Raw genomic sequence first — 24,600 nt, 5'->3', positions numbered from 1 at the left:
TTAACTAATCAAAAACAAAAAGATGAATGAACCAGATTATAGAATAGAAAAAGATACAATGGGTGAAGTAAAGGTACCGGCTCAATGTTATTGGGGGGCTCAAACGGAACGTTCTCGCAATAACTTTAAAATAGGTCCGGAAGCCTCAATGCCCATCGAAATAATTCATGCCTTTGCTTATTTGAAAAAAGCAGCGGCGATAACAAATCATGAATTAGGTGTGTTGGCAGCCGATAAAAAAGAGCTGATAATAAATGTATGTGATGAAATTATTGCCGGCAAACATGATAATGAGTTTCCCCTAGTAATATGGCAAACCGGTTCGGGTACGCAATCCAATATGAACATAAACGAAGTGATTGCTAATCGGGCACACGTGTTGCTGGGTAATCATTTGGGCGAAGGTGTATTGTATATTCATCCCAATGATGATGTGAATAAATCACAATCGTCCAACGATGCTTTTTCATCTGCTATGCATATAGCGGCCTATAAGATGGTAATGGATCATACTATTCCGGCAATCCATGCACTGATGGATACATTGCACAGTAAGTCGCAAGCTTTTAAAAGCATTGTTAAAGTGGGACGTACACACTTTATGGATGCTACGCCTCTCACCTTAGGGCAAGAATTTTCAGGTTATGAACAGCAACTGATTAATAGTATCAGGGCCATTAAAAATGCGTTGCAAATGGTTCGTGAGTTAGCCTTGGGAGGAACCGCTGTTGGCACAGGTCTCAACACACCAAAAGGATATGATTTATTAGTGGTGCAAAAAATTGCTGAACTCACCGGTATCCCATTTATTAGTGCGCCAAATAAATTTGAAGCTATTGCCAGTCATGATGCGATGGTTGAGTTATCAGGCGCATTGAAACGTTGTGCGGTTTCGTTGATGAAAATAGGGAATGATATTCGTATGTTGAGCTCTGGTCCCAATTGCGGTATTGGTGAAATTATTATACCACAAAACGAACCGGGTTCATCTATTATGCCCGGAAAAGTTAATCCTACTCAAACTGAAGCCTTAACCATGGTGTGTGCCCAGGTAATGGGAAATGATGTGGCAGTTTCCATTGGTGGTTCAAACGGCCACTTTGAATTAAATGTTTTTAAACCGCTTATTGCCGCTAACGTATTGCAATCGGCCCGTTTGCTTGGTGATGTTTGCCTTTCGTTCAATAATAAGTGTGTAACAGGTATTCGTGCCAATACCCCTGTGATAAACAAACATCTTGAAAATTCCCTCATGCTTGTAACGGCTCTTAATTCACACATCGGTTATGAAAATGCCGCTAAAATTGCGAAGAAAGCACATGCGGAGCATAAAACATTACGGGAGGCAGCGATTGAACTTAACCTTTTAACCAATAAGCAATTTGATGAATGGGTGAAACCGGAAGATATGTGTGGAGCAATGGACTAATTGATGTTTTAACACTTAAGAATCACACTATATTTAGAAACAGGCAAAAATAAGCTTGTAACAATATCTAGTAATCAATTAGATTGCAGTAAATTAAAAGCTTTTTAGGCCCATTTTAACTTTCTGATAATTTAGAGGAAAAGGGCAACTCAGGCAACCACTATTCTTATACCAACCATTAGCGGCAATTCCCCAAATAAACCTATAGTATTGATTTCTGAAGCGAAGGTAAAAAAGAGGGATTAAGACAGGTGAAAGTAAAAAAGCATAACCCATTAAATAATGATATTTATTTTTAAATTAGTCAGCATTAAGTATTTAATAACCAACTATGAATAAAAATGTTATATCCCTTAAACCATAAATTATGAATAAAGCACAATTATTAGTCTTAACATTATTTCTTTTTGTAAATCCAATACACTCACAAGTTTCAGAAATTGAAAGAGAGGCGTTAATCGCATTATACAATTCTACAAATGGTTCAAATTGGAAACAAAATACAAACTGGAATACCATGGTACCTGTTTCTGAATGGTTTGGCATTACCGTGGTTGAGGATCATGTAACCGAAATTGATTTGCCCAATAATCTGTTAGAAGGCTCTATTCCATCTGAAATTGGAAACATTACAATGTTAAAGTCGTTAAATATTTGGAGAAATAAATTATCTGGTACTATCCCTCCTGAGTTGGGAAATTGCATCAACCTTACAGAGTTATTTCTTGACGAAAATGCATTAACTGGACAAGTTCCTTCTTCAATTGCAAATCTAACTTTAATGACCAATTTTTGGTTGGATAATAATAAACTTTCAGGAGACATCACTGACTTATTTTCGAGTTGGACTAATTTAATATATTTTGGTATTGGTGGAGGAAATAATTTTACAGGATCTCTAGACTTAAGTAATAATTCTTCCTTAATAGCATGTTGGGTAGACAATACAAATATCTCATTCTTAAATATTAAGAACGGAAATAATATTAATATACCAAATGATAGCTTTAAAGCCAATAATAACCCGAATCTGACTTGTGTTATTGTCGATGATATACAATTTAGTGCTTCAGCTTGGTTAAATATTGATGCAACATCATCTTTTAAAAGTAGCACTTCTGAATGCATTTCTACATCAATTGAAGGTAATCAAAAATTAAATGTGAAGGTATTTCCGAATCCTACATCTGCCATCTTGCACATTGAATCTTATGAAGATGTAAAAATGATAAAAGTTTATAATTCTCTCGGGAAACTAGTTATTGAGAGTAAAACATCAGATAAAATCAATCTTTCAAATTATACATCAGGCATTTATTTCGTCAAAATAATAAGGACTAATAATAGTTCAATTAATTTTAAAATAATAAGAAAATAAAAGCCCATACCAATATACATTATTCATAGTCACCCGTTGGGATGCTAACGCGTCATGCACTTAACGAATACCCGTATAAACCTATAGTATTGATATAAAACAGATGATCAATACTTTTGAAAACGCATTGATTTCTGCACCTAATGTAAAAAGAATCCATTAGGACAGGTGAAATTTGAAGAAAGCCTAAATTACTAAACCCTTAAGATGACGACGATTATATTAACCTTAGTCAGAATTAACATGAAGACGCCTTAACCATAATAATAAAAATGAAAGTAATAATACAATCAACGATAACATGCCCAAATTGCGGACACAAGAAAGAGGAAACAATGCCAAGGGATGCTTGTCACTTCTTTTGCGAGTGCGAGAACTGCAAAACAGTTTTAAAACCATTAGAAGGTGACTGTTGTGTATATTGCAGTTATGGAACAGTGAAATGTCCATCAAAACAAGGGAAAGAATGTTGCTAATACTAAAAAAGAAAGCGAATATACATTGAACACGGTCCACTCCATCCGACTGAACCGTTAGACACAACTTGGAAGGTATATAATTCATAACTATTTTTGATTATGAAACGAGTTCATTGTAGTAAGAAATTTGGAGATTATATTGGTACAATTGACAAGAACCTTCCTCCAGACAGTATGGAACTAAAATCAAACGATTGGAATGCTCATTTATTCTAGAAAGAAATATTTGATTTTCGTTCATGCCTTGACTCACTATACAGTCATTATAGATACAATAATGAAAAAAGACTTACAAAACATAAATTAAATTTTCGAAGAAAGGTTTAAAACACAATCAGCCTATGACAATTTGGAAATTGGAATTGATATGTACGAAATGCTTTCTATTGGACATAGACTAAAATTCTACAAAACAAACAACAACAGAAGAGTCATTGGCAGAATAAACGATTTTGCAGGAAACTTTAAATATCACAGCAAATATAAGTATGCAAGTATAAGTGATATGAATGTCATTTATGAAAATGGAATCATCAACACAACTCCAATTGAACTGACAATTAATAATAAGAGATTTTGGACTTCTCCAATTGAAGAAATGCGCAAAATACTAAAAACAGCATTATACAATTACTAATTGTCTATAGTAGCGTATCCATTGGTGCCTGCACTTTGGTTTCAATGGATAAAGACAGAACATCTGATTTATACCCTTCTAAACCAGTCACCTACACTGTTTTATTTTTTTCATGTCTCGCCCATAATCGAAACTCCTTTACACAAAGGTGTAGCAAGTCGCTACGCCGGGCGCGATATAAAATAGAACTATTTTTTGTATGACTTATTTGTTGAAATAATTTCGCAACGGACCGTGAACTGGACCTACTATCAATAATTGAATATTGCTAAATACTATTTTCATAACTTTGCCATGAAAAGATTCTATAATTATTAATTAAGCACACAACTATGTTAGACAGATTGTTTTTGAAATATTTAAGTAAAAAAGGCAAAATAGCCTACTGGGTGGGTCAGCTTTTGTTGGATGCACTTTGGGCTTTTTACCTTTTCGCCATTGCCGGTTTATCTATGGAAGAAGCAGAAAGCTTATTGTTTATTGGAATTATAGTGGTCCTCATAGCCTGGGGTGGTGTCTGTATCCTTGTCTGGAAAAAGGAGCAGGAACCCGTGTGATAATTACTATAATTCTACAGATTATCAGGCACACAGTCAATGAATATTTTTCTTAACAACCTGCATTCCTCATAATGAATCGTTACCTACTACTATTACTAAGCACAACACTCTGTTCACTTTCCGCCAACCTGTTGGCCCAGCAACATTTACCAGCATGGGAGTCTACCTTTTCTGAAAACAGAATTGGCTGCATTGAACTGGGAGATGATGCAGAATCGTCAATCAGTAAGCTGAAGCACTATTTTACGGTACAGCTCGACAGCATTCCTTTTGGCTCCTTCAACAATGGAAAGCATGAGCCAATCTATGTTGTGCGGGATGATCAGCAAAACATCCAATTTAAGTTTATAGTTGGGAAACAATCCCACAAAATTGACTACCTGGAGTTATGTTGCCCATCCTATACTTCAAAAAATGGTTTAAAGGTTGGATGTACAGTACAAATGGTTAAAGAAATATACAAGAAACTTAAGACTACCTACTTCTACGACTATGGCTTACATATCTATCCGAACAAAACCAACTATGCATTAAAGATCAATGACGATAGTTGGTTAAAGTTAGGTTATGAGCCGTTTACTTATGAAAATGCTACAATGGACTCCATCCCCAACGAGTTGGTTATTGACCGGATTGCGATACTTGATAAAAGCACTCGTAGCAAAAAACGAAAATCAAATAAAAAGTCACAAGAATAATGGTGATTCTTAAAAACAGCTAACTGCCAACTATGGCATGAAGGCATGTACATAAAAATCGCACCTCTTTTGGCAAGCCATTAATGAGGTGCGATTTTTATATTTCTGCTTTAGAGGTTTAGTTAATTAGCTCATCAATGCTCACCTTACGTTTCGTATGGTCGGTGTCATAATCAAAAACCATTTCGCCATTGGGTGCCAAGGCAATCGAATTTAAATCGTACCATACAATGGCCTTACCTACCTGCACCCCATTCAGGCACTTTACGAGATAAGAATTGGCCTGCGGCTGGGTAATCTGCAGGTTGCTGTTGTTTTTTATCTTCATGGAAAATAATGAAACATTACGCCCCTTATAGGTTTCAACTTTTACCACTCCACCATCATTCACAACAAACTGCATACTTAGTAAACCTTTGTAGACCTCAGGATTGTTTTTATAGAATTCAGGATTGTACTTATTCATCAGGTTGCGAACTGTTAACCCCGAGATGCGCCCACCATTTTGCGCCAGCAACTGCAAGGTAGAAAACAGGGCCACCATGTGGCGATTCACATCCAGCTGCTGGTAGTTTCGCATGTTCGCCTCAATTTGATCTTCGGCACTAAAGTTGGCATTCGACAGCATGATGGGTACCTCCTTGGTAAGACCTTCTATCTCTCCGACTACTCCGCGTACAACCACTTCATTTTTGCTATCCACCGTAATACGAGGCTCAAAATTCACCTTATCAGTCGGAAAAGAAAGCAGGTCAATCTTGGTTCCATCGGCCTTGTATTTACCATAAAAAGCCAGCTTCTTGCCTTCCGGAGCTTCAAAGGTGAGGTTTTCGCTGAGAATAGGCTGAGCATTTTTAGATAGTCCCAGAATAAGGTGTGCAGCTTTCGGACTGCGAGCCAGCTCCCGTCTGTTCATATTTACAGAGCCGGTGTAATTAATCAAGGCATACACATTTCCTTCTTTACCAACATTAAACGCCTGAGTAAACAGATTATCGCTACAGCTAACAGGCTGAAACCATTCCAAGGAGCCCCCCTGATCGAAGGTGGCAAACCACAAATCGCGCGTTCCACCAAAGGCTGCATAGTCACGGTTGCCGATAGTAATGGCCTCTGTAAACCAGCCCGACAGCATAAACTTGCCATTATCGGCCACCGTGCGATCGGCGATAAAAATCTTGCCTTCATTGCCCTTCTCCACTGAGCGGGCTATCATCTGCCAGATATTATTCAGGCGACTATCATTATTGATCTTAATGGCCAGCGGCGTGTACTTTTCGTACTCGGGCATTACCGAACCAATGGGTGCATTGATGTAGGTTGGATCGGTAATGGTATACCGGCGTCCGTCCACCATTACTGAGTAGCCTTCAACAGGCTCTGAAAAAGCTACAGCTGCCGCCATGTGACTGAAGTAGGTCAACGCCACGGCATCGAGCCCCAGTAGCTCATTTACGAGGCGCGTAAACAGCACAGTGCGGTCTTCACAGTCGGAATAGGGATAATAGAACAACTCATCAGGAAAAAACATCTTTTCCCGATTGAACTGGTCGCGATCGGTTTTATACTCGAATGCATGCAAATAATTCAAAAGGTAGGTAACCGCCTGTGTTTCGCTTTTACCTTCGAGCCGGGGAGTTATGTACTCATACAATGCTTCCTTCACCGAGGCCGACATGGCCGCATTCAAATACACTGTATTAACCGTTTGCGGATAGCTATCCAAAAAGGCCATTACCGTTTTATCCATGTTCAGCTGCAAAGGCTCCTTTTCGTTGGGCAGTGTTGTCTTTCGCACCACTGTATTCGACTCATCAGTATAATTAAGAGCAAATGGCAGGTGCAGGTCTATTTTTTTGGTGGCACCTCCAAAGTTTTCAGTGTAGGTCATCATATTGGCAATGCCCTTCTTATGGCTCATCAGGTAAAAGTTACTGCCATCAATGCTGTAGTATGGGTGCTCGTATACTTCCTGCATAAAAGGTAGCAAGAGGTATACTGAACTACCGGCATAGCCAATTTTCGCCTGATACCCCGCCTGGTTGAGCATGGCCCAACACCACATAGCGCGGCTATTTCTGGCATTAAATAACTGACTGGCTGTTTGTTCCACCAACTTATAGACGCCCCAGTCATTCAGATTCTTATCTTCGGCATAGCTGACCAACGATTCGATATACACCTGGTAATAAGTGGCCGTAAAATCGTCCCAGTAAGCAGCAAAAGCGGTTGGCTTAACTGCTGATATGGATAAGTTGCGCATGCGCTTATCAATCGCTAATGGGGCCTTACTGCCAAAAAAATCAACACTAATAGCTGATGCATAAGCTTCCGCTTCTTCGGGAATGCGAAAAATAGGTGTAATCGAATGAGCGGCGGCTTCGGCAATGACCACCTCTGGTTTTACCGGGGCAGGCGGTGCCACCGGTTCCAGTTTATCACTGGGTTTCACCGGCGTGATATCGGGTTTGAATTCGGGCTGCTCAATGGGCTTGGGCACCTCAATCGGCTTTACTTCTGCAGGTGTAGGGTCTACCTCTGTAAATCCCTTCTTCAGGTAGCGCTTAAACGCCATGTTCATCTGTTTAAGATGTGCATCATACTCTTCCTGCATCCGTTTAAGCGTCGCTTCATAATCCTGGTTCATTTGTTGAAGACGAGCATTGTATTGCTCATCCATTTTTTTAAACGGATCGTTCTTATCAATCTGTCCGGTAACACTATTCAGAGCACATATAAGCACACCTACTAACAGCAATAATCGTTTCATAGCATTGTATTTGATGGTTAGAACCTTCACCCTGCCGGGAGTTGCAAAGTTAAGCGAATCAAAAACTGTTCCAAGAACTATTTTTTTATCATACCTGATATTCCGGTTTCATTCATCATTTTTCGTTGTTCATTGTTACAGTATTAAACACACAAAAAAAGATGCCTCATCTTTACGTGACAGTCATGTACAAAAACCAAATTAAAAAAATATAAACACTACTATGAATAGAAAAGGAGTTTCTTTGGCTATTGCTATTGTCATTATTATTATAGCAGTTGTATTTGTTAAGGCCATAACTTCGTCAAAAGACAAGGTTAGTAAGGCAAGTGCCGAAAAGGCCGGCTTGCTGGTTGATGTGATGTATCCTGAACCAGAAACCATTGAGCAATTTTACACAGGCACTGGCAAACTTAGAGCCGTCGATCGCTTTGAGATTGTAGCCCAGGTAGAAGGACAACTTTTGCCATCGGCCCGCAGTTTTAAAGAAGGAAACAGCTATCGAAAAGGCGATCTGATGCTGGAGATTGATCAGCAAGAGTTTTACATGAACCTGTTGGCTCAGAAAAGTGAATTTATTACCCTCACCACGTCTATTCTGCCCGACCTCAAATCGGACTATCCGGATGCTTATCCCTTATGGAAAACATATGTTTCTTCAATCGACGTTAATGCACCACTGGCTAAGATGCCAAAGGCACAGAGCGAACAGGAACATTTTTACCTGTCGGGCAAAGGCATCTTAAGTAAATACTACTCGGTTAAATCGGGTGAAGAAAAACTGGCAAAATACAGCATCCGAGCACCATTTACGGGAGTGGTAACAGCGGTAAAGGCAGAAGCTGGTAAAGCCGTGCGCCCGGGCTCCGAACTGGGAACCATGATTAGTACAGCCAATTACGATTTGGAAATTACCATTCCGCTAAGCAGTATGCAACAGATAAAAGTGGGAACAGTGGCCCACCTGAGCTCATCGGATATAGCCGGCAGCTGGACCGGCAAAGTCGTGCGAATAAGTGGCGATATTGACGAACAGTCGCAAAGCGTCAAAGTATTTATCCGCACACAAGGCCAGGAGCTAAAAGAAGGCATGTACCTGAATGCCGAGATAGCTCAAAAACCCCTGGAAAATGCCATCAAGATTCCGCGTAAAATGGTGGATGACAATAACCGTTTATTCATTGTCGAAAACAACGCTTTAAAAAGTATCCGGGTTAACGTGATAACACGACAGAGCGACTATGCGATTGTTACAGGTTTACCAACTGACACGCCTGTTTTGGCAACTGTTGTAAAAAGTGCCTATGATGGCATGCCGGTGCGAGTAAATGAGTAAAAACTGCTAAGTAGTGGCTGTCGGCTGGTCACATGGCTCACTCTGTTCTCTGCCAAAGTAAGCGCTAGCTGAGAGCGCACAGCAAGAGCCCATTAGTAACTAATGACTAACAACTACTGACAAATAAATTAAAGCGAATGAAAAATCTTATAGCCTACTTTATGAAATTCCCGGTAGCAGTCAACCTCATCATGGTGATGGTCCTGTTATTTGGTACTTTCTCATTAATTGGCATCCAAAAGAATTTTTTTCCGAACATTGCCCAGCGCTACATCTATGTAGACATTGTGTATCCGGGGGCCTCGCCCGAAGAGGTTGAAGAAGGTGCTATTCTTAAAATTGAAGAAAACGTAAAAGGCCTCGAGGGGATGGAGCGCATCACGTCTGTGTCGCGCGAAAACAGTGGCACAGTGACCATCGAAATGCTAAAAGGCACCGACATGGACGAAGCGCTGATAAAAGTCAAAAACGAGGTGGAACGCATCGCTTCTTTTCCGGTGGGTATCGAGTCGGTAGTCACCTACAAGCACGACGATGTTAACTTCTCCATTAACTATGTTATAACATCCAACGAAGGGAAACAGGTCAGCCTCAAACAACTCAAATCTACGGCCCGCCAAATGGAACATGACCTGCTACGCAAAGAAGGCATTTCAAAGGTGACCATTGGCGGCTACCCCGATGAAGAAATTGCCATTCTGCTAAAAGAAGATGCACTCGAAGCATATAGCATTACTTTTACAGAGATAGCCCGTGCGGTAGCAAAAACCAACCTGCTGATGACGGGCGGCAGCATTAAAGATGGTGAAGAAGAACTCTTTATCCGGGTGCGTAACCGCGAGTATAAAAGCGAAGGCCTGGAAGACATCGTCATTCGCAACACAGCTGAAGGAGGCATTATTCGCCTTAAGGATGTAGCAACCATTAAAGACCAATGGGCCGATGCACCCTCCGAAGTCTATTTCAATGCAAAGCAAAGTGTTGTCATCACTATTCAAAGTACCTTCTCCGAAGATGTCATCACCGCTACCGATGCGGTTAAAGAATACATCGAAACATTTAACTCCAGTCAGGATTTATACACCGCCACTGTAATACGCGATTCCAGCGACCTTTTGAACCAACGTATTAACCTACTGGTAAAGAATGGTGTTATTGGCATCCTGCTGGTATTACTGTTCCTCTCCCTGTTCTTGAATCCCCGAATTGCATTTTGGGTGGCTATAGGTATCCCCTTTTCCATTTTAGGTATGTTTATCATTATTCCGGCTACCTCAGTCACCATTAATATGCTGTCGCTCTTTGGATTGATATTAGTTCTGGGGATTCTGGTTGATGATGCCATTGTTGTTGCCGAAAATATTTACCGGCACTGGCAAATGGGCAAAACACCAATACGTGCCGCTGTTGATGGCACGCTGGAGGTAACACCCGCAGTAGTGTCTGGTGTTCTAACCACCATGATGGCCTTTTCTGCCTTTATCTTTTTGGATGGGCGCATGGGCGATATGTTCAAAGAGATTTCCATTGTAGTAATAGCCATTCTGTTTGTTTCACTGATAGAAGGACTTATAATTTTGCCCGCACACATTGCTCACTCCAAAGCCTTGAAAAAGGGCTACAAAAGCAAATGGGTAAAGTACATGGGCTGGGCCGAAACAGGGCTGCTTAAACTGCGCGACATCACCTATAAGCCAGTGGTTGAAAAAGCCATTCAGTACAAAACCATCACCTTTGCCGTGTTTACGGCCCTCTTTATTATTTCAATCGGCATGGTATCGGCACGCTGGGTCAATGTCACGTTCTTTCCACAGGTCGATGGCGATAACATTACCGTGAGCTTAACCATGCCATCAGGTACCGATGAGTCGGTTACACAAAAGCAGGTTGATAAAATAACCAAGGCCATCTGGCAGGTGAATGAAGAGATGCGTCCTTTGCAACCCAACAATCAGAACATTATCAAGCAAACTTTTCAGCAGTTTCAGGGCATGGGTAGTAAAGCCACCGTACAGATTACCCTGCTGGATGGCGAATCGCGTAACTCCACCACCGACGATGTAGTGTTGCGCCTGCGCGAAAAAGTAGGCGATATCCCCGGGGCTGAAGCCCTACTGTTTGAAGGTTTTAATCCTTTTGGTAAAGCACTGGTGATTTCGTTGCTGGGCGATGATAATGAGGTACTACGTGCCGCCAAAGAGGAACTGAAACGTGGACTTAATGCAATGCCTGAAGTCACCGATGTGTCAGATAACACACCTATTGGTTACCGTGAAGTGGAAATTGAGCTAAAAGAAAAAGCTCATCATTTGGGCATCAGCCTGCAGGATGTTATCGGGCAAGTACGAGAAGCCTTTTGGGGAAATGAAGCGCAACGTTTACAGCGCGGAAAAGATGAAGTAAAAGTTTGGGTGAAATACGCCGAAGACAACCGTCGTTCGATAGGGCAACTGGAAGATATGAAAATAAGGCTGGGCAACGGAGCCGCCTATCCGCTATCTGAACTGGCTACTTTAAAAACAGTTAATGGCTTTTCCAACATCCAGCACCTCGATTTTGAGCGTGAAGTACAGGTTGAGGCCAACCAGTCGAACCCAAACGCATCCTTACCCGATGTGATCAGTAAAATTGAGTCGGAAATCCTTGAGCCAATCTATGCCAAATACCCCGGCGTAAAAGCCGATTACGAAGGACAGAAACGCGAAAGTGCCAAGGTGGGTAGCTCCATGCGAAAAGTGATGCCCATCATTCTGCTGCTTATGTTCTGTGTGGTTATACTCACCCTTCGGTCTGTCACCCAATCGATACTGGTTTACATGATGATTCCTTTAAGCCTGGTCGGAGTGATTGTAGGGCACTGGATTCATGGCATGTCCTTAAGCCTTATGTCGGGCATGGGTGTCATTGCTCTTATCGGGGTAATGATTAACGACGCACTGGTGCTGATTAACGCCTTAAACATCAACCTTAAGGAAGGCATGAACTATGAAAAGGCCTTATTGGATGCAGCCATGTCGCGCTTCCGCCCCATTTTATTAACTACGCTGACTACCATTGCCGGTATGGCGCCCATGCTGCTCGAAACCAGTATGCAGGCCCGCTTCCTGATACCAATGGCTATTTCAGTCAGCTATGGCATGGCCATGGCCACCACCACAACCCTCATTTTGCTCCCTGTAATGCTGCTCATTGCCAATGGTACCAAATTAAAATGGCAACAGCTACTCGGCAGAAAAGTGACACGGGAAGAAATTGAACCTGCAATCAAGGAAATGAAATACATCGAAGAATATGAAGACTAAATACATCACACTAATATTATTATTACTGGCTTACCTGTGCACTAATGCACAGGAAGTGCCAGACACCAGTCAGCAGCTAACTTTGCAAAAAGCGATAGAAATTGCTCTGGTCAATAATTACGACATAAAAATTGCCAGTGGTGAATTACAGAAAGCCAAAAACCTGAATTCGATTGGCAATGCCGGACTATTGCCCTCGGTGAGCCTGAATGGAGGAGCCGACTATTCAAACAAAGACACCGAAATAGAGCTGTTGAGTCAGGGCAGTGACGGAGCACCCTCGAAGGTGGTGATTGAGCAGGACAATGCAGGGTCAGCCACATACAATGCCAATGCCCGCATTGATTATACCTTGTTTGATGGCTTTGGAAACATCTACACTTACAAAAAACTGCAGAGTGCCGACGCCTTGCAGGAAACCATTTTCAAACAGCAAACCGAAGCAACCATAGTACAGGTAGCCCAACAATATTATCAGCTTTGCCGGGCCCAGCAAAACCTGTATCTGGCCAAGGAATCGATGCGTATTTCACGGGAACGCTGGCAAAAAGCCATGGATAAAAAAGCCTACGGGCAGGCAACACAGCTCGACATACTCAATGCCGAGGTGGATATGAACAATGACAGCACCATAGTTTTGCAAACAGAACAGTCCGCCATCCAAAGTATGAAAGACCTTAATTTACTGCTGGGAGTTCCTATTCAGAATACTTACGCAGTTGATAACTCCATCTCCTTTCGCAATGATTTTACTTCGGAAGAGATTCTCGCCGCTGCATTGTTGCATAATTCCAGACTCCTTACCCAGCAGCAGCAAGAACACATCAGCAGCCTGGATGTAAAACTTGCGAATGCCGGAAAATACCCGACCCTTTCGGCCTATGGACAGTATGGCTATTTCAGGCAGGATAATGATGCCGGCCAGCTGCTTTACAACCAAAACATGGGCACCACAGCTGGCATCAGTTTAAAATTTAATGTTTTTAACGGGCGTCAGCAACGTACACGCGAAAAAAATGCCCGCCTCGATTACATGAGTGCTCAGGAACGCACCTCGCAGGTAAAATCGGAAATTGAACGGGATGCATCCAATGCATATACTGACTATATTTATAAGCGAAAAATTGTTGAACTACAAAAGAGTAGTTTGGAACAAGCCCGATTAAATTTTGGGCAAACCAAAGAGCTGTTTCAGCTGGGACGAGTCACTTCCATTGAGTTTCGAACCGCCCAGCAAAATTTATTACGCGTGGCCGCTGATTACAACGATGCCCAATACCAGGCCAAAACAGCTGAATTTTACCTGTTACAATTAACCGGCCAGCTCATTCAATAGTTAAAGCATGATGATTCGGAATATTCAATTTAGAAACAAGCGCCTTAAACTGCTGCTAACACCATTTATTCTGTTAGGCATCATCCTGATAGCGATGACGCTCACTGTTGTTTTTCAATACAGAACGCTGGAGGAAATCAGTCAAATGCCCTTTGAGAGGATGCTGGTTGGCTTTATTGAATCATTAGGACTCGTATTTCTGTATAACTACATCGTACGGAAATTGAATGTGAGCTACCCCTGGAAGCGCAACTGGCTCATCCGCTCCATTATCGACTTTGGGGTCACCCTCATTATTCCAATTATCATCATTGGTAGCATCAATTTTGCAATTAACGAAGGTTGGATGCCCAAACATCACGAAGAAGAACAGTTCCGGCTCATTGTATTTATCATGCCGCTAATGGTTAGTGCCTTGTTAATGATTGTGGTTGAAATGATTGTTGCAACCGAAGAAAGAAATCAACTGGAGTTTAAACTGACTCAACTGGAGAAAGAACAGATTAGCACCAAATACACCGCTTTGAAGGAGCAACTCGACCATCATTTCTTATTCAACAACCTCAGTGTTTTATCGTCGTTGATTTATGAAAGCACCGAAAAAGCAGATAAATTCATTCAGGATTTTGCAGCTATATACCGCTATGTGCTCTCCATTAATAAGCAAGATTTGGTGACTTTAAAAGAGGAACTGGATTTTATCCGAACCTACCTGAACCTCTATAAATACCGGTACGAGGAAGGGCTGAACTTTCGGGTAAACATCGACGATCAGCTCGAAAACAGACTTCTTCCTCCACTCTCGTTACAGGTAGTAATAGAAAATGTACTGAAACACAATGTTGTATCAAGGCAGCGTCCGCTAACCATCACTATTGAAACTAAAACGAACAGCCTGCTTATTAAAAACAATATACAGCCAAAAACTGAAAAATATGAATCGACCCACACCGGCCAGCAAAATCTCATAGAAAAATTTAAATTGCTGCATGGTGAATTACCGAACTTTACCAGCGACGGAAAGCATTACGTTTCGCAAATTCCATTAATACCACCAACTCATGACTGATGTTTTAATAGTTGAAGATGAGATGCCATCGGCACGTAAATTACAGGCCATGCTCAGTACGCTTGCCCCTGACTTTAGGGTTGTTCAAATTCTGGATTCTGTAGAAGCCACGGTTGACTTTTTACAATCGAACACCGTCGACCTCATTTTTCTGGATATCCACCTGGCCGATGGCAATAGCTTTCAGATATTTGAACAACAAAATATTACGAGTCCCATCATCTTTACCACGGCTTATGACCAATATGCCATTCAGGCCTTTGATCACAACAGTATTGGCTACCTTCTAAAACCATTTGGAAAGGATAAGCTACAAATTGCCATTGACAAATACTTAAGTCGTGTTCAGCAAACCAATGAAACAACAATAGACTACCAGTTATTGGGCCAGGCTATTGCCCGGCAACAAACTCAACCAGAATACAGAGAACGATTTTTGGTGCATTACCGGGGCAAATTAAAGACCATCCCGGTTAATGAGGTGGCCTATATTTATGCCGAAAACAGAGGCGTATTTATTTGCACCCACGAAGGCCGTGTATTTGACATCAACCTAACGCTTGAGCAATTGAACGATGAGTTGAACCCTAGGCAATTTTTCAGGGCCAACCGCAAGTTCATCGTCAGCGTACTGTCCATTCTGGAGGCCCATATCTACTCTAAAAGTAAGCTCAAACTGGAGTTGCGTCCCAAAGCCAATTGCGATGTTATAATATCCAGCGAGAAAGCCTCTAAATTTAAGCAATGGCTGGCTAAATAAGCAAACATTTTATGGTGGTGCTTGTTAATTAGAGCAAGGCTTTATGTACATACAAGCCTTCTGTTTTTAACAATTAATGCACATCATATATGGGATTCTTCAGTGCCTTACTAAAGAAAAAAGAAAAGCCTTTAAACCTGTCTATTAAAACAGGCATAACATGTCCGCCGGTTACAATCTTGTATGGAACCAAAACCGGCAATGCGCAACTGGTGGCCCAACAAGCCCACAAATACTATCACCAGTGTGGCATTGAAAGCGAATGCCTTAACATGGAGAAATACGACGTAGGCCGATTACCTGCTGAAAAACAACTTCTAATAGTGGTTAGTACCGATGGTGAAGGTGAACTGCCACCTAACGCCCGACAGTTTTATGCCTTGCTGCAACACGAAGAAATGCCGTTGTTACCGAATCTGCGCTATGCTGTGTGCGGACTTGGCGACTCCAGCTACGACAATTTTTGTGGCGCTGGTAAAACCATCGAAAAGCAACTGCAAAAATTGGGAGCCCAACCAATTATTAATCGGGTAGACTGCGATCTGGACTTTAAAAAACCCGCTCTTCAATGGATACAAAATAGCTATGAAACCATAGCCGGTGTTAAAAAAGAAACAGAAATCCTATCGAAAGCAGAGTTAGCTGTCCCTGATTTTATTTCGACCACGCTAACCACACGCATTCAACTCACTAAAGGCGAAACACAACAAGCGGTCTACCATGTCGAGTTGGATAATGCCAACAGTAAAGTAGCTTATGCGGCCGGCGACTGCATTGAAATTGTTCCAACCAACCCGCTTAAACTTGTCAATCAGATTATTGAAGTGCTCAATTTAAGCAAATCGCAGGAGCTTATCACCTACAACCACAGTTTGGAGTATGCACTATTGTATCAATTTGAGATCACACGCTTGACCCGACCCGTTATCAGGCGTTTTCTAAAAATAAACAGTTCCGCTCAACTAAAAGAGCTCTACAACAACAAGGAGGCACTCCGCTCCTACATCGCCACATCAGATGTGCTTGATTTAATAAAGGACTACCCATGTACAATGGACGCGGATGAGTTCGTCGGCATCCTTCAGCCCATCCATTCCCGGTACTATTCAATTGCATCGGGAGCTATCGCTCAACCAAATCAGATAGATCTAACGGTCAAAACCATTCGCTTCACGCAAAAAGAAAGAGACTACGAAGGAGCAGCTTCAACTTATGTCAATGAGGGATTGGCTGAAGGAGCTACCATTAACTTTCGCCTGGTGAGCAACCCCTCCTTTCACCTGCCTGAAAACCCCGAAACCCCAATAATTATGATAGGCGTTGGAACGGGCATTGCGCCCTACAGAGCCTTCCTGCAAGATTTATCAGCTCGGGGAATAAAAAATAAAGCCTGGTTAATCTGGGGAGATAAGCACCAGACCAGTGACTTTTTGTACGAAGATGAGATCATCGATTTTTATAAGGATGAAACACTGGCCTTTATTAACACAGCATTTTCCCGCGATCAGGCACAGAAGGAGTATGTGCAGCAGCGCTTACTTGAGTACAAAGAAAGGCTGCTGGAGTGGCTGGATAAGGGGGCAATTATCTACCTCTGTGGTCATAACCGAATGGGCGATCAGGTGAAAACCACTCTGCTGCAAATATACAGGACCGAAAAAAATATGACTGAAGAAGCAGCCAAAGCCCTGCTGAAGCAGCAGCGTGATCAAAATATAATCCGCGAAGACCTTTATTAAAACGGCACATCACTATTAAAACCAGGACCTTCTGGAAATTCGGGGAGCTGATGGCCACCTAGCTGGGCAGCACTCTCCGACTCCACAGCCTGATTCATTTTTGAGCCAAAGGTTTGTGACGGTGTGCTTTGTCCAAAGCCGTTATCCTCAAAATCAACATCCTCTACATCCTGGAAACGAGCTAACTCAGCACGGAAACGCAGACGCACATCGGCCGTTGGTCCGGCACGGTGCTTGGCAATAATAATCTCTGCCAACCCTATCAGGGAGTTACCTTGTTCATCCTCTGTTATTCGGTAGTATTCAGGTCGGTGAATAAAGCATACCATATCGGCATCCTGCTCAATGGCACCCGATTCACGGAGGTCAGAAAGCTGCGGTCGCTTACCTTCAGCACCGGCACGTCCTTCAACACCCCTGTTTAACTGTGACAGCGCAATAATTGGCACATCCAGCTCTTTGGCCAGTCCTTTAAGGTTTCGGGAGATTAAACTCACCTCTTCCTGACGCGAGCCCGGATTCATACCGCTGGCATTCATCAGCTGCAGGTAGTCAATAATCACACACTTAATATCGTGCTGCTTCTTTAAACGACGACATTTAGCACGTAATTCAAAGACCGACAAACCGGCCGTATCATCTACAAATATTGGCGCATCAATGAGGTTTTGAATTTTATGGTCGAGCTGCTCCCACTCATATGGGGCCAGATTCCCCTTCTTAATTTTGTCGGCCGACAACTCAGTTTCCGATACGATTAAACGGTTAACGAGTTCCACATTCGACATCTCCAAAGAGAATATAGCCACCGGAATCTTATGGTTTAAAGCCATTTGCCTTGTCATGGATAATACAAAAGCCGTTTTACCCATGGCCGGACGAGCAGCAATAATGATCAATGCTGAGCCCTGCCATCCGGATGTAACCCGGTCCAAAGCTGTGAAACCAGAAGGTACACCACTTAAACCATCAGTACGCTCCGAGGCCGCTTTAATACGGTCAATCGCATCCTGGATAACCGGGTTGATTTGCATCGCATCGCGCTTCATACTGCCTTGCGACAGCATAAAAAAGGTGCTCTCAGCCTCTTCCAGCAAGTCGTTTACATCAATGCCATCATCGTAAGCCTTACTCTGTAAGTCACTGGATATATGAATCATCTGACGCTGCAAATATTTTTGCCAGATGATGCGAGCATGGTATTCGATGTGCGCTGCCGATGCCACCTTACTGGTTAGCTGAGTAATATAGAAGGCACCACCCACCTCTTCGAGCTTTCCCATCTTCTTTAGTTGCTGGGTCACTGTGAGCATATCCACCGGCTGCTCGTGCGCTTCCAAATCCATAATGGCCTTGTAAATATGCTGGTGCGCCTCCTTGTAAAAATGGTCGGGCTTTAACAGCTCAGATACATTTAAAAAGGCCTCTTTTTCCAACAATAATGCACCCAAAACCGCTTCCTCCAAGTCTGTTACCTGAGGTGGTAGTTTACCCATTTCAATACCTGCAATCGGTTTTTTGCGATTCGAATACCTGTTATCTGCCATAGCTTAATTTGGAAAAATTCAGAGCCACAAAGATACAAATTGCATCTTAACAAGCTGCATTTTTACCTCAATTCATCATGCCATGAATTGGCATTGGGTGAGGTTTGAAAAAGGTAAATCAGCGGCAAAGCCTGCAGCTACAAGCAATAATCAAGGTAACAACAACATTTTATAAACACCCGTTTTTTTTCTCAGGTGGAACTAGTTTCTTTGTATAAAATGCATTTGACATGATTTGTTATCCCAACGCCAAAATTAATATTGGTCTTAACGTAGTTGAGAAAAGACAGGATGGCTACCACAACCTGGAGACCATCTTCTATCCGATTCCTTTAATGGATGCCCTGGAAGTCGTTACAAATATTGAAACAACGGAGCCCTATATATTTAGTTCCTCAGGCATTAACATTGATGCACCGCCAGCTGATAACATTTGCATCAAAGCATTTGAGCTGCTAAAAAAAGACTATGATCTCCCTCCGCTAAAAATTCATCTGCATAAAATGGTCCCCTTTGGTGCTGGTTTAGGCGGTGGATCGGCTGATGGAGCTTTTATGCTCACACTGCTTAACAAAGAATTCAAGCTCGGCATTGATGAGTCTCGCTTAGTAACAATAGCTGCTCAATTAGGCGCCGACTGCCCCTTTTTCATCAAGAATACACCAGCTTTTGCCACGGGCATCGGCGACATGCTTCATCCCATTCAGCTTGATTTAACAGGATACTACATCGCCCTGATTAAACCTCCCGTTCATGTTTCAACACCAGAAGCCTACCGTGGTGTGAGTGCTCGTCCATCGACTGCCGCGCTGAGCGAATTAGTTCGCCTGCCAATAGAACAATGGAAGCACCATATAAAAAATGACTTTGAACCATCGGTATTCACAAAGTACCCGGAAATAGGGAAGCTTAAGATGGCTTTGTACGAAGCCGGGGCAAGCTATGCCAGCATGAGTGGCAGTGGCTCAAGTGTGTTTGGCCTCTTTAAAGACGAACCTCATATCGATACTCCTGCATCCCATTTTAAATGGATCAAGAAACTATAAAAAAGTAAGGGCTGCATGTGCAGCCCTTACTTTTTTACTCGATTACAACCATTAAATGGTTCTTTGGAATCTTATCTCCTTGTGTCACTTCTATTGAAACCACCTTACCATCGTGTGGCATGGTTATCTGGTTACGCATTTTCATGGCTTCCTGTATCAACAGTGATTCACCTTCTTTAACTTTCTGGCCCTCTTTCACAAACACTTCACAAATTGTACCTGGAATATAGGACACAATGTGGTTTGGATTTGGCGCCTCATATTGAACGCGGTTCTCGAATTTTTTAGTCAATTTTGTTTTATACTTCATACTGAGTATAGCGAAATCGACTAATCCTTCTGTTTTTTTTGTACTCATAAACGCACCTATTAAAATGGAGGAATACCATGCTTTTTAGCAGGGCGATGATCATCTTTACCAGCCGAAACTTCAATAGCATGCAGCAATAATGCACGCGTTTCATTAGGTTCAATTACAGAATCGATATAACCTTTTGCTGCGGCCACATATGGATTAGCAAATTTCTCTTTATACTCTTCCACTTTAGCAGCACGCATAGCGTCTTTATCTTCTGCCTCATCAATCTCTTTCTTGAAGATGATGTTAGCCGCACCTTCTGGTCCCATCACGGCAATTTCAGCCATTGGCCAGGCAAACATAAAGTCGGCTCCCAGGTGACGTGAGTTCATGGCAATGTAACCACCACCATAGGCTTTACGCAAGATAACAGTTACTTTCGGCACCGTTGCCTCAGAATAAGCATAAAGCACCTTAGCACCGTGACGGATTACACCCGCGTGTTCCTGATCCACTCCTGGCAGGTAACCTGGCATATCCTCAAGGGTGATAATAGGCACATTAAAGGCATCACAGTAACGGATAAAACGCGCTGCTTTATCAGAGCTATCACAGTCGAGCACCCCGGCCAATACCATCGGCTGGTTAGCCACAAATCCTACTGTTTCACCATTCAAACGACCAAAACCAATCACAATGTTTGCCGCCCAAAGCTCCTGAATTTCGAAGAAATCAGAATCATCAACAATTGCTTTGATAACGTCACGTACATCGTAAGGTGTTTTTGGATCCGATGGAATAATATCCTCAATATTACCTTTGAACTTAGGTGGTTTTGGAGGAAATGCTTTCGCTTTTTTACTATTGTTCCAAGGAATAAATGTAATCAGCTTCTTAATCTGGTCGAAACATTCAACTTCACTGTTAGAGAAGAAGTGGGCATTACCGGTAATTTCAGCATGAACGCGCGCACCACCAAGGTCCTCCATCGAAATCTTTTCTCCCAGAACAGATTCGATCACACCAGGACCAGTAATAAACATCTTAGAAATATTCTCAACAACAAAAACGAAGTCAGTCAACGCTGGTGAATATACCGCACCGCCCGCACATGGGCCTAGAATAACAGACAGCTGAGGAATAACCCCAGAAGCCAATGTGTTGCGATAAAAGATCTCGCCATACCCTGCCAGAGAGTTTACTCCCTCCTGAATACGGGCACCACCAGAATCGTTAATTCCGATTAAGGGCACACGCATTTTCAAGGCATGATCCATAATCTTGGTAATTTTACGGGCATGCATTAATCCTAACGATCCCCCGGCTACAGTAAAATCCTGCGCAAAGATACAGATTGGTGCACCATAAATGGTACCTGTACCAATAATAACCCCATCACCATGCAACTGCTTTTTGTCCATTCCAAAATCGCGAGCCGTATGCTCAACAAAAAGGTCGTATTCGGTGAAAGAATCTTTGTCAACGAGTGCCAGGATTCGTTCGCGAGCCGTCATTTTACCCATGGCAGCTTGCTTTTCAATGGCTTTGTCGCCACCACCCTTTTGCACTTGTTCCTTTCTTTTCCGAAGGTCAAGGATGTGTTTTTTCAATGACATAATCCAAAAATTTGATTTAACCTATATTAATCAAAATATATATTAAACAATCTGATTAATAATTTTTCAGACTGCATAATTACTAATTTATTTTTTTTAACGAAAGGAATAAGGTCAGATAGTCTTCATTTCAAATAACCGAACAACCCAGGTAAATAGTCAGTTACTCAGATTACTTGGGCGCCTTGATGTACAAATAAAATGCAATAGCAGTAAATACAATGTTAGGCAACCAAACTGCTAACATCGGGTTCATATTCCCATTGACAGCAAAAGTGGTTGAAATGGTCATGAACAAAATATACGAAAAACTCAACGCGATGCCAACTCCAATATGCAAGCCCATTCCACCCCGTACCTTTCGGGATGCCAGGGAAACGCCGATTAAAGTTAAAATAAAGGCACTAAACGGCGAGGCTATGCGTTTATACTTTTCAATTAAAAACTCTTCGAGATTGCCAACACCGCGGGCTCGCTGTGCTTCAATATAGGCGTCGAGCTCAGTATTGGTCATCATCTCAAAATACTTACGCTCCTCTTTAAAGTCTTTGGGTGTAACATTAGGTATCAAGGTATCCACTTTAGAACCGGCACTGATTTTATGCTCCACCCCATCACTAAATTCACGTAAAACATAGTCCCTTAAACCCCATTTACCAGAGGTGGAGTCAAACTCGGCATAACGGGCCGACAGCTTTGAAACCAATTCTTTACCATCATACTTTTCCATAGAGAAGTAATCCCCTCTCCCACTGTAAGTCCGGTATTTATCCATGTAAACAAATACACCTGGCTCAATCTGCATATGAATTTTTTCGAGCCCCCTAGCCGGCTTATTTTTAACATACACATTTTCGAACTGAATACGTGTTTGATTGGCCGGAGGAATCACATAGCCGCCTAACAAAAATGAAAACAAGCCAATGATAGCTGCACCCAAAAAGTAGGGAAACATCATCCGCCTAAAACTCACCCCACTCGAAAGAATGGCAATAATTTCGGTTTGATACGCCATTTTTGAGGTGAAGAAAATTACTGCAATAAAAACAAACAGTGGCGTAAATAAATTGGCAAAATAGGGAACAAAATTCTTGTAGTAATCAAAAACAATGGCCTTTAACGGGGCCCCATGTTCAAAAAAGTTATCAATTTTTTCGGTTACATCAAACACTACTGAAATACTAATAATCAGCAATATGGCAAAGAAGAATGTTCCCAGGAACTTCCTGAGTATATATAAGTCCAGTTTCTTCAAAACTATCTGTTTAGTTAATCTTGTCAGTTACAAAAGAACGAAAAAATAGTTATAAGCTAAACCAGCGTGCTCATAAACTACCCGTGTATTATAGACAACCGTGTGCCTCTATACACTCATTAAACTACAAACGCGTGGTTAGTTTTTTCACCATCACATCTTTCCATTGAGCAAAATCACCTTCTAAAATATGCTTACGGGCTTCACGCACCAACCAAAGATAAAAGGTGAGGTTATGCATACTGCCTATTTGGGCGGCCAGCATTTCTTTGGACACATATAAATGCCTAAGGTAAGCCTTTGTATAATGATGGTCAACAAATGAAGTCCCATTGGGATCAACCGGTGAAAAGTCATTCTTCCACTTTTCGTTGCGCATATTAAGAATGCCTTCTGAAGTAAATAACATGCCATTCCGCCCGTTTCGCGTTGGCATTACACAATCAAACATATCAACTCCAAGGGCGATATTCTCGAGTAAGTTGGCCGGTGTACCAACGCCCATCAGGTAGCGGGGTTTATCCTTGGGTAAAATACCATTCACCAGTTCTACCATTTCATACATCACCTCGGTAGGTTCGCCAACAGCCAGGCCTCCAATGGCATTGCCTTCGCGATTTTGCGAAGCAATAAATTCGGCCGACTGCGTTCTTAAGTCGCGATAGCCAGCGCCTTGCACAATCGGAAAGAAGGTTTGCGAATGTCCGTAAAGGGGTTCTGTCTGATCAAAATGATCCACACCTCGCTTTAACCAACGGTGCGTCAGCTCCATCGATTTTTTTGCATAGGCATATTCAGCATCGCCTGGAGGACACTCATCCAGGGCCATAATAATATCAGCACCAATCACGCGCTGGATATCCACCACATTTTCGGGCGTAAATAAATGCTTTGAACCATCTAAATGCGAACGAAAAACAGCCCCTTCTTCAGTCAACTTCCGGTTATCACTCAACGAAAAAACCTGGTATCCGCCGCTATCGGTCAACATGGGCTTATCCCAACCATTAAATTTATGGAGCCCACCGGCGGCTTTTAACACTTCTAATCCAGGGCGCAGGTATAAATGATAGGTATTACCCAAAATAATTTGCGCCTTTACGTCATCTTCCAAATCCCTGAAATGAACTCCTTTTACTGAGCCTACAGTACCTACAGGCATAAAAATGGGAGTCTCTATTTCGCCATGGTCAGTGGTTATTTTTCCAACACGCGCACTACTTTTGGCATCAGTATATTGAAGTTCAAATTTCATCGTTATATCCAGAAATAAATAATTTACAATCAGCCTGCCATCCATTTTATTGAGGCAGCTTGCAAATATACAACAGCTGAGCTATTAAAT

Annotated in this window: 18 protein-coding genes and 1 pseudogene; 13 read left to right on the top strand and 6 right to left on the bottom strand. The window is 42.1% G+C overall.

All coding sequences use genetic code 11. The features are described 5' to 3' along the window. The first annotated feature begins 22 nt into the window (after positions 1 to 22). The 6 genes and pseudogenes from fumC (at position 23) to ACSX1H_RS11700 (ending at position 5,181) form a co-directional block, all read left to right on the top strand. Positions 23 to 1,429 carry a class II fumarate hydratase gene (gene fumC / locus ACSX1H_RS11725; RefSeq protein WP_439184152.1) on the top strand — a complete coding sequence of 469 codons (1,407 nt, stop codon included), beginning with the start codon at positions 23 to 25 and terminating at the stop codon, positions 1,427 to 1,429. A 367-nt stretch (positions 1,430 to 1,796) separates the two neighbouring features. Continuing rightward, on the top strand, positions 1,797 to 2,807 hold the full coding sequence (locus ACSX1H_RS11720; protein WP_439184150.1) for a T9SS type A sorting domain-containing protein: 1,011 nt from the start codon (positions 1,797 to 1,799) through the stop codon (positions 2,805 to 2,807). Between the two features lie 272 nt (positions 2,808 to 3,079). Continuing rightward, positions 3,080 to 3,283 (top strand): GDCCVxC domain-containing (seleno)protein, encoded by a 204-nt coding sequence (locus tag ACSX1H_RS11715; RefSeq protein WP_439184148.1) that lies wholly within the window; start codon positions 3,080 to 3,082, stop codon positions 3,281 to 3,283. Positions 3,284 to 3,485: 202 nt separating this feature from the next. Then, a pseudogene (locus tag ACSX1H_RS11710) lies at positions 3,486 to 3,923 on the top strand (DUF6933 domain-containing protein). Positions 3,924 to 4,255: 332 nt separating this feature from the next. Continuing rightward, positions 4,256 to 4,480: a hypothetical protein gene (locus ACSX1H_RS11705; protein ID WP_439184147.1), complete on the top strand. Its 225-nt coding sequence runs from the start codon at positions 4,256 to 4,258 to the stop codon at positions 4,478 to 4,480. 74 nt (positions 4,481 to 4,554) lie between these two features. After that, positions 4,555 to 5,181, top strand: a complete 627-nt coding sequence (locus ACSX1H_RS11700) for a hypothetical protein (protein ID WP_439184145.1) — start codon at positions 4,555 to 4,557, stop codon at positions 5,179 to 5,181. A 118-nt stretch (positions 5,182 to 5,299) separates the two neighbouring features. Here the strand turns inward: ACSX1H_RS11700 and ACSX1H_RS11695 are convergent, their stop codons facing one another. Further along, positions 5,300 to 7,951 (bottom strand): hypothetical protein, encoded by a 2,652-nt coding sequence (locus tag ACSX1H_RS11695; RefSeq protein WP_439184144.1) that lies wholly within the window; start codon positions 7,949 to 7,951, stop codon positions 5,300 to 5,302. Positions 7,952 to 8,174: 223 nt separating this feature from the next. Between ACSX1H_RS11695 and ACSX1H_RS11690 the strand changes: the two genes are divergently transcribed. The 6 genes from ACSX1H_RS11690 to ACSX1H_RS11665 all read left to right on the top strand — a co-directional run bounded on the left by ACSX1H_RS11690 (position 8,175) and on the right by ACSX1H_RS11665 (position 17,493). Then, positions 8,175 to 9,287, top strand: a complete 1,113-nt coding sequence (locus ACSX1H_RS11690; protein ID WP_439184142.1) for an efflux RND transporter periplasmic adaptor subunit — start codon at positions 8,175 to 8,177, stop codon at positions 9,285 to 9,287. 137 nt (positions 9,288 to 9,424) lie between these two features. Next, the gene (locus tag ACSX1H_RS11685) at positions 9,425 to 12,589 is read left to right on the top strand and encodes an efflux RND transporter permease subunit (protein ID WP_439184140.1); all 3,165 of its coding nucleotides are present in this window, start codon (positions 9,425 to 9,427) and stop codon (positions 12,587 to 12,589) included. Beyond that, positions 12,579 to 13,925 (top strand): TolC family protein, encoded by a 1,347-nt coding sequence (locus tag ACSX1H_RS11680; RefSeq protein ID WP_439184138.1) that lies wholly within the window; start codon positions 12,579 to 12,581, stop codon positions 13,923 to 13,925. Before ACSX1H_RS11685 ends, ACSX1H_RS11680 begins: the two co-directional genes overlap by 11 nt. Before the next feature lie 7 nt (positions 13,926 to 13,932). Further along, positions 13,933 to 14,994, top strand: a complete 1,062-nt coding sequence (locus ACSX1H_RS11675; protein ID WP_439184136.1) for a sensor histidine kinase — start codon at positions 13,933 to 13,935, stop codon at positions 14,992 to 14,994. Then, the gene (locus tag ACSX1H_RS11670; RefSeq protein WP_439184134.1) at positions 14,987 to 15,754 is read left to right on the top strand and encodes a LytR/AlgR family response regulator transcription factor; all 768 of its coding nucleotides are present in this window, start codon (positions 14,987 to 14,989) and stop codon (positions 15,752 to 15,754) included. The genes ACSX1H_RS11675 and ACSX1H_RS11670 overlap by 8 nt, the downstream gene beginning before the upstream one ends. A gap of 89 nt (positions 15,755 to 15,843) precedes the next feature. Beyond that, positions 15,844 to 17,493: a diflavin oxidoreductase gene (locus ACSX1H_RS11665; RefSeq protein WP_439184133.1), complete on the top strand. Its 1,650-nt coding sequence runs from the start codon at positions 15,844 to 15,846 to the stop codon at positions 17,491 to 17,493. Here ACSX1H_RS11665 and dnaB read toward each other — a convergent pair. Further along, positions 17,490 to 19,040 (bottom strand): replicative DNA helicase, encoded by a 1,551-nt coding sequence (dnaB, locus tag ACSX1H_RS11660; protein WP_439184132.1) that lies wholly within the window; start codon positions 19,038 to 19,040, stop codon positions 17,490 to 17,492. The two genes, ACSX1H_RS11665 and dnaB, sit on opposite strands and share 4 nt — an antisense overlap. A 230-nt stretch (positions 19,041 to 19,270) precedes the next feature. On the opposite strand from dnaB, the gene ispE reads away from it, so the two are divergent. After that, complete coding sequence (gene ispE, locus ACSX1H_RS11655; RefSeq protein WP_439184130.1) at positions 19,271 to 20,086, top strand: 4-(cytidine 5'-diphospho)-2-C-methyl-D-erythritol kinase; 816 nt, start codon at positions 19,271 to 19,273, stop codon at positions 20,084 to 20,086. A 34-nt stretch (positions 20,087 to 20,120) separates the two neighbouring features. On the opposite strand, the gene ACSX1H_RS11650 is transcribed toward ispE, so the two are convergent. The 4 genes from ACSX1H_RS11650 to tgt form a co-directional block, all read right to left on the bottom strand. Next, positions 20,121 to 20,444: a biotin/lipoyl-containing protein gene (locus tag ACSX1H_RS11650; protein ID WP_439184128.1), complete on the bottom strand. Its 324-nt coding sequence runs from the start codon at positions 20,442 to 20,444 to the stop codon at positions 20,121 to 20,123. 11 nt (positions 20,445 to 20,455) lie between these two features. Continuing rightward, positions 20,456 to 22,000 (bottom strand): acyl-CoA carboxylase subunit beta, encoded by a 1,545-nt coding sequence (locus tag ACSX1H_RS11645; protein ID WP_439184127.1) that lies wholly within the window; start codon positions 21,998 to 22,000, stop codon positions 20,456 to 20,458. A 172-nt stretch (positions 22,001 to 22,172) separates the two neighbouring features. Further along, positions 22,173 to 23,255 carry an LptF/LptG family permease gene (locus tag ACSX1H_RS11640; protein WP_439184124.1) on the bottom strand — a complete coding sequence of 361 codons (1,083 nt, stop codon included), beginning with the start codon at positions 23,253 to 23,255 and terminating at the stop codon, positions 22,173 to 22,175. Positions 23,256 to 23,379: 124 nt separating this feature from the next. Further along, positions 23,380 to 24,510 (bottom strand): tRNA guanosine(34) transglycosylase Tgt, encoded by a 1,131-nt coding sequence (gene tgt / locus ACSX1H_RS11635; protein ID WP_439184122.1) that lies wholly within the window; start codon positions 24,508 to 24,510, stop codon positions 23,380 to 23,382. Positions 24,511 to 24,600 lie beyond the last annotated feature (90 nt).

This window comes from Carboxylicivirga taeanensis (assembly GCF_051851475.1).
GTDB lineage: Bacteria > Bacteroidota > Bacteroidia > Bacteroidales > Marinilabiliaceae > Carboxylicivirga > Carboxylicivirga taeanensis.
Note: the sequence above shows the minus strand (reverse complement) of the source record. Positions and strands in the feature narration are given on the sequence as shown.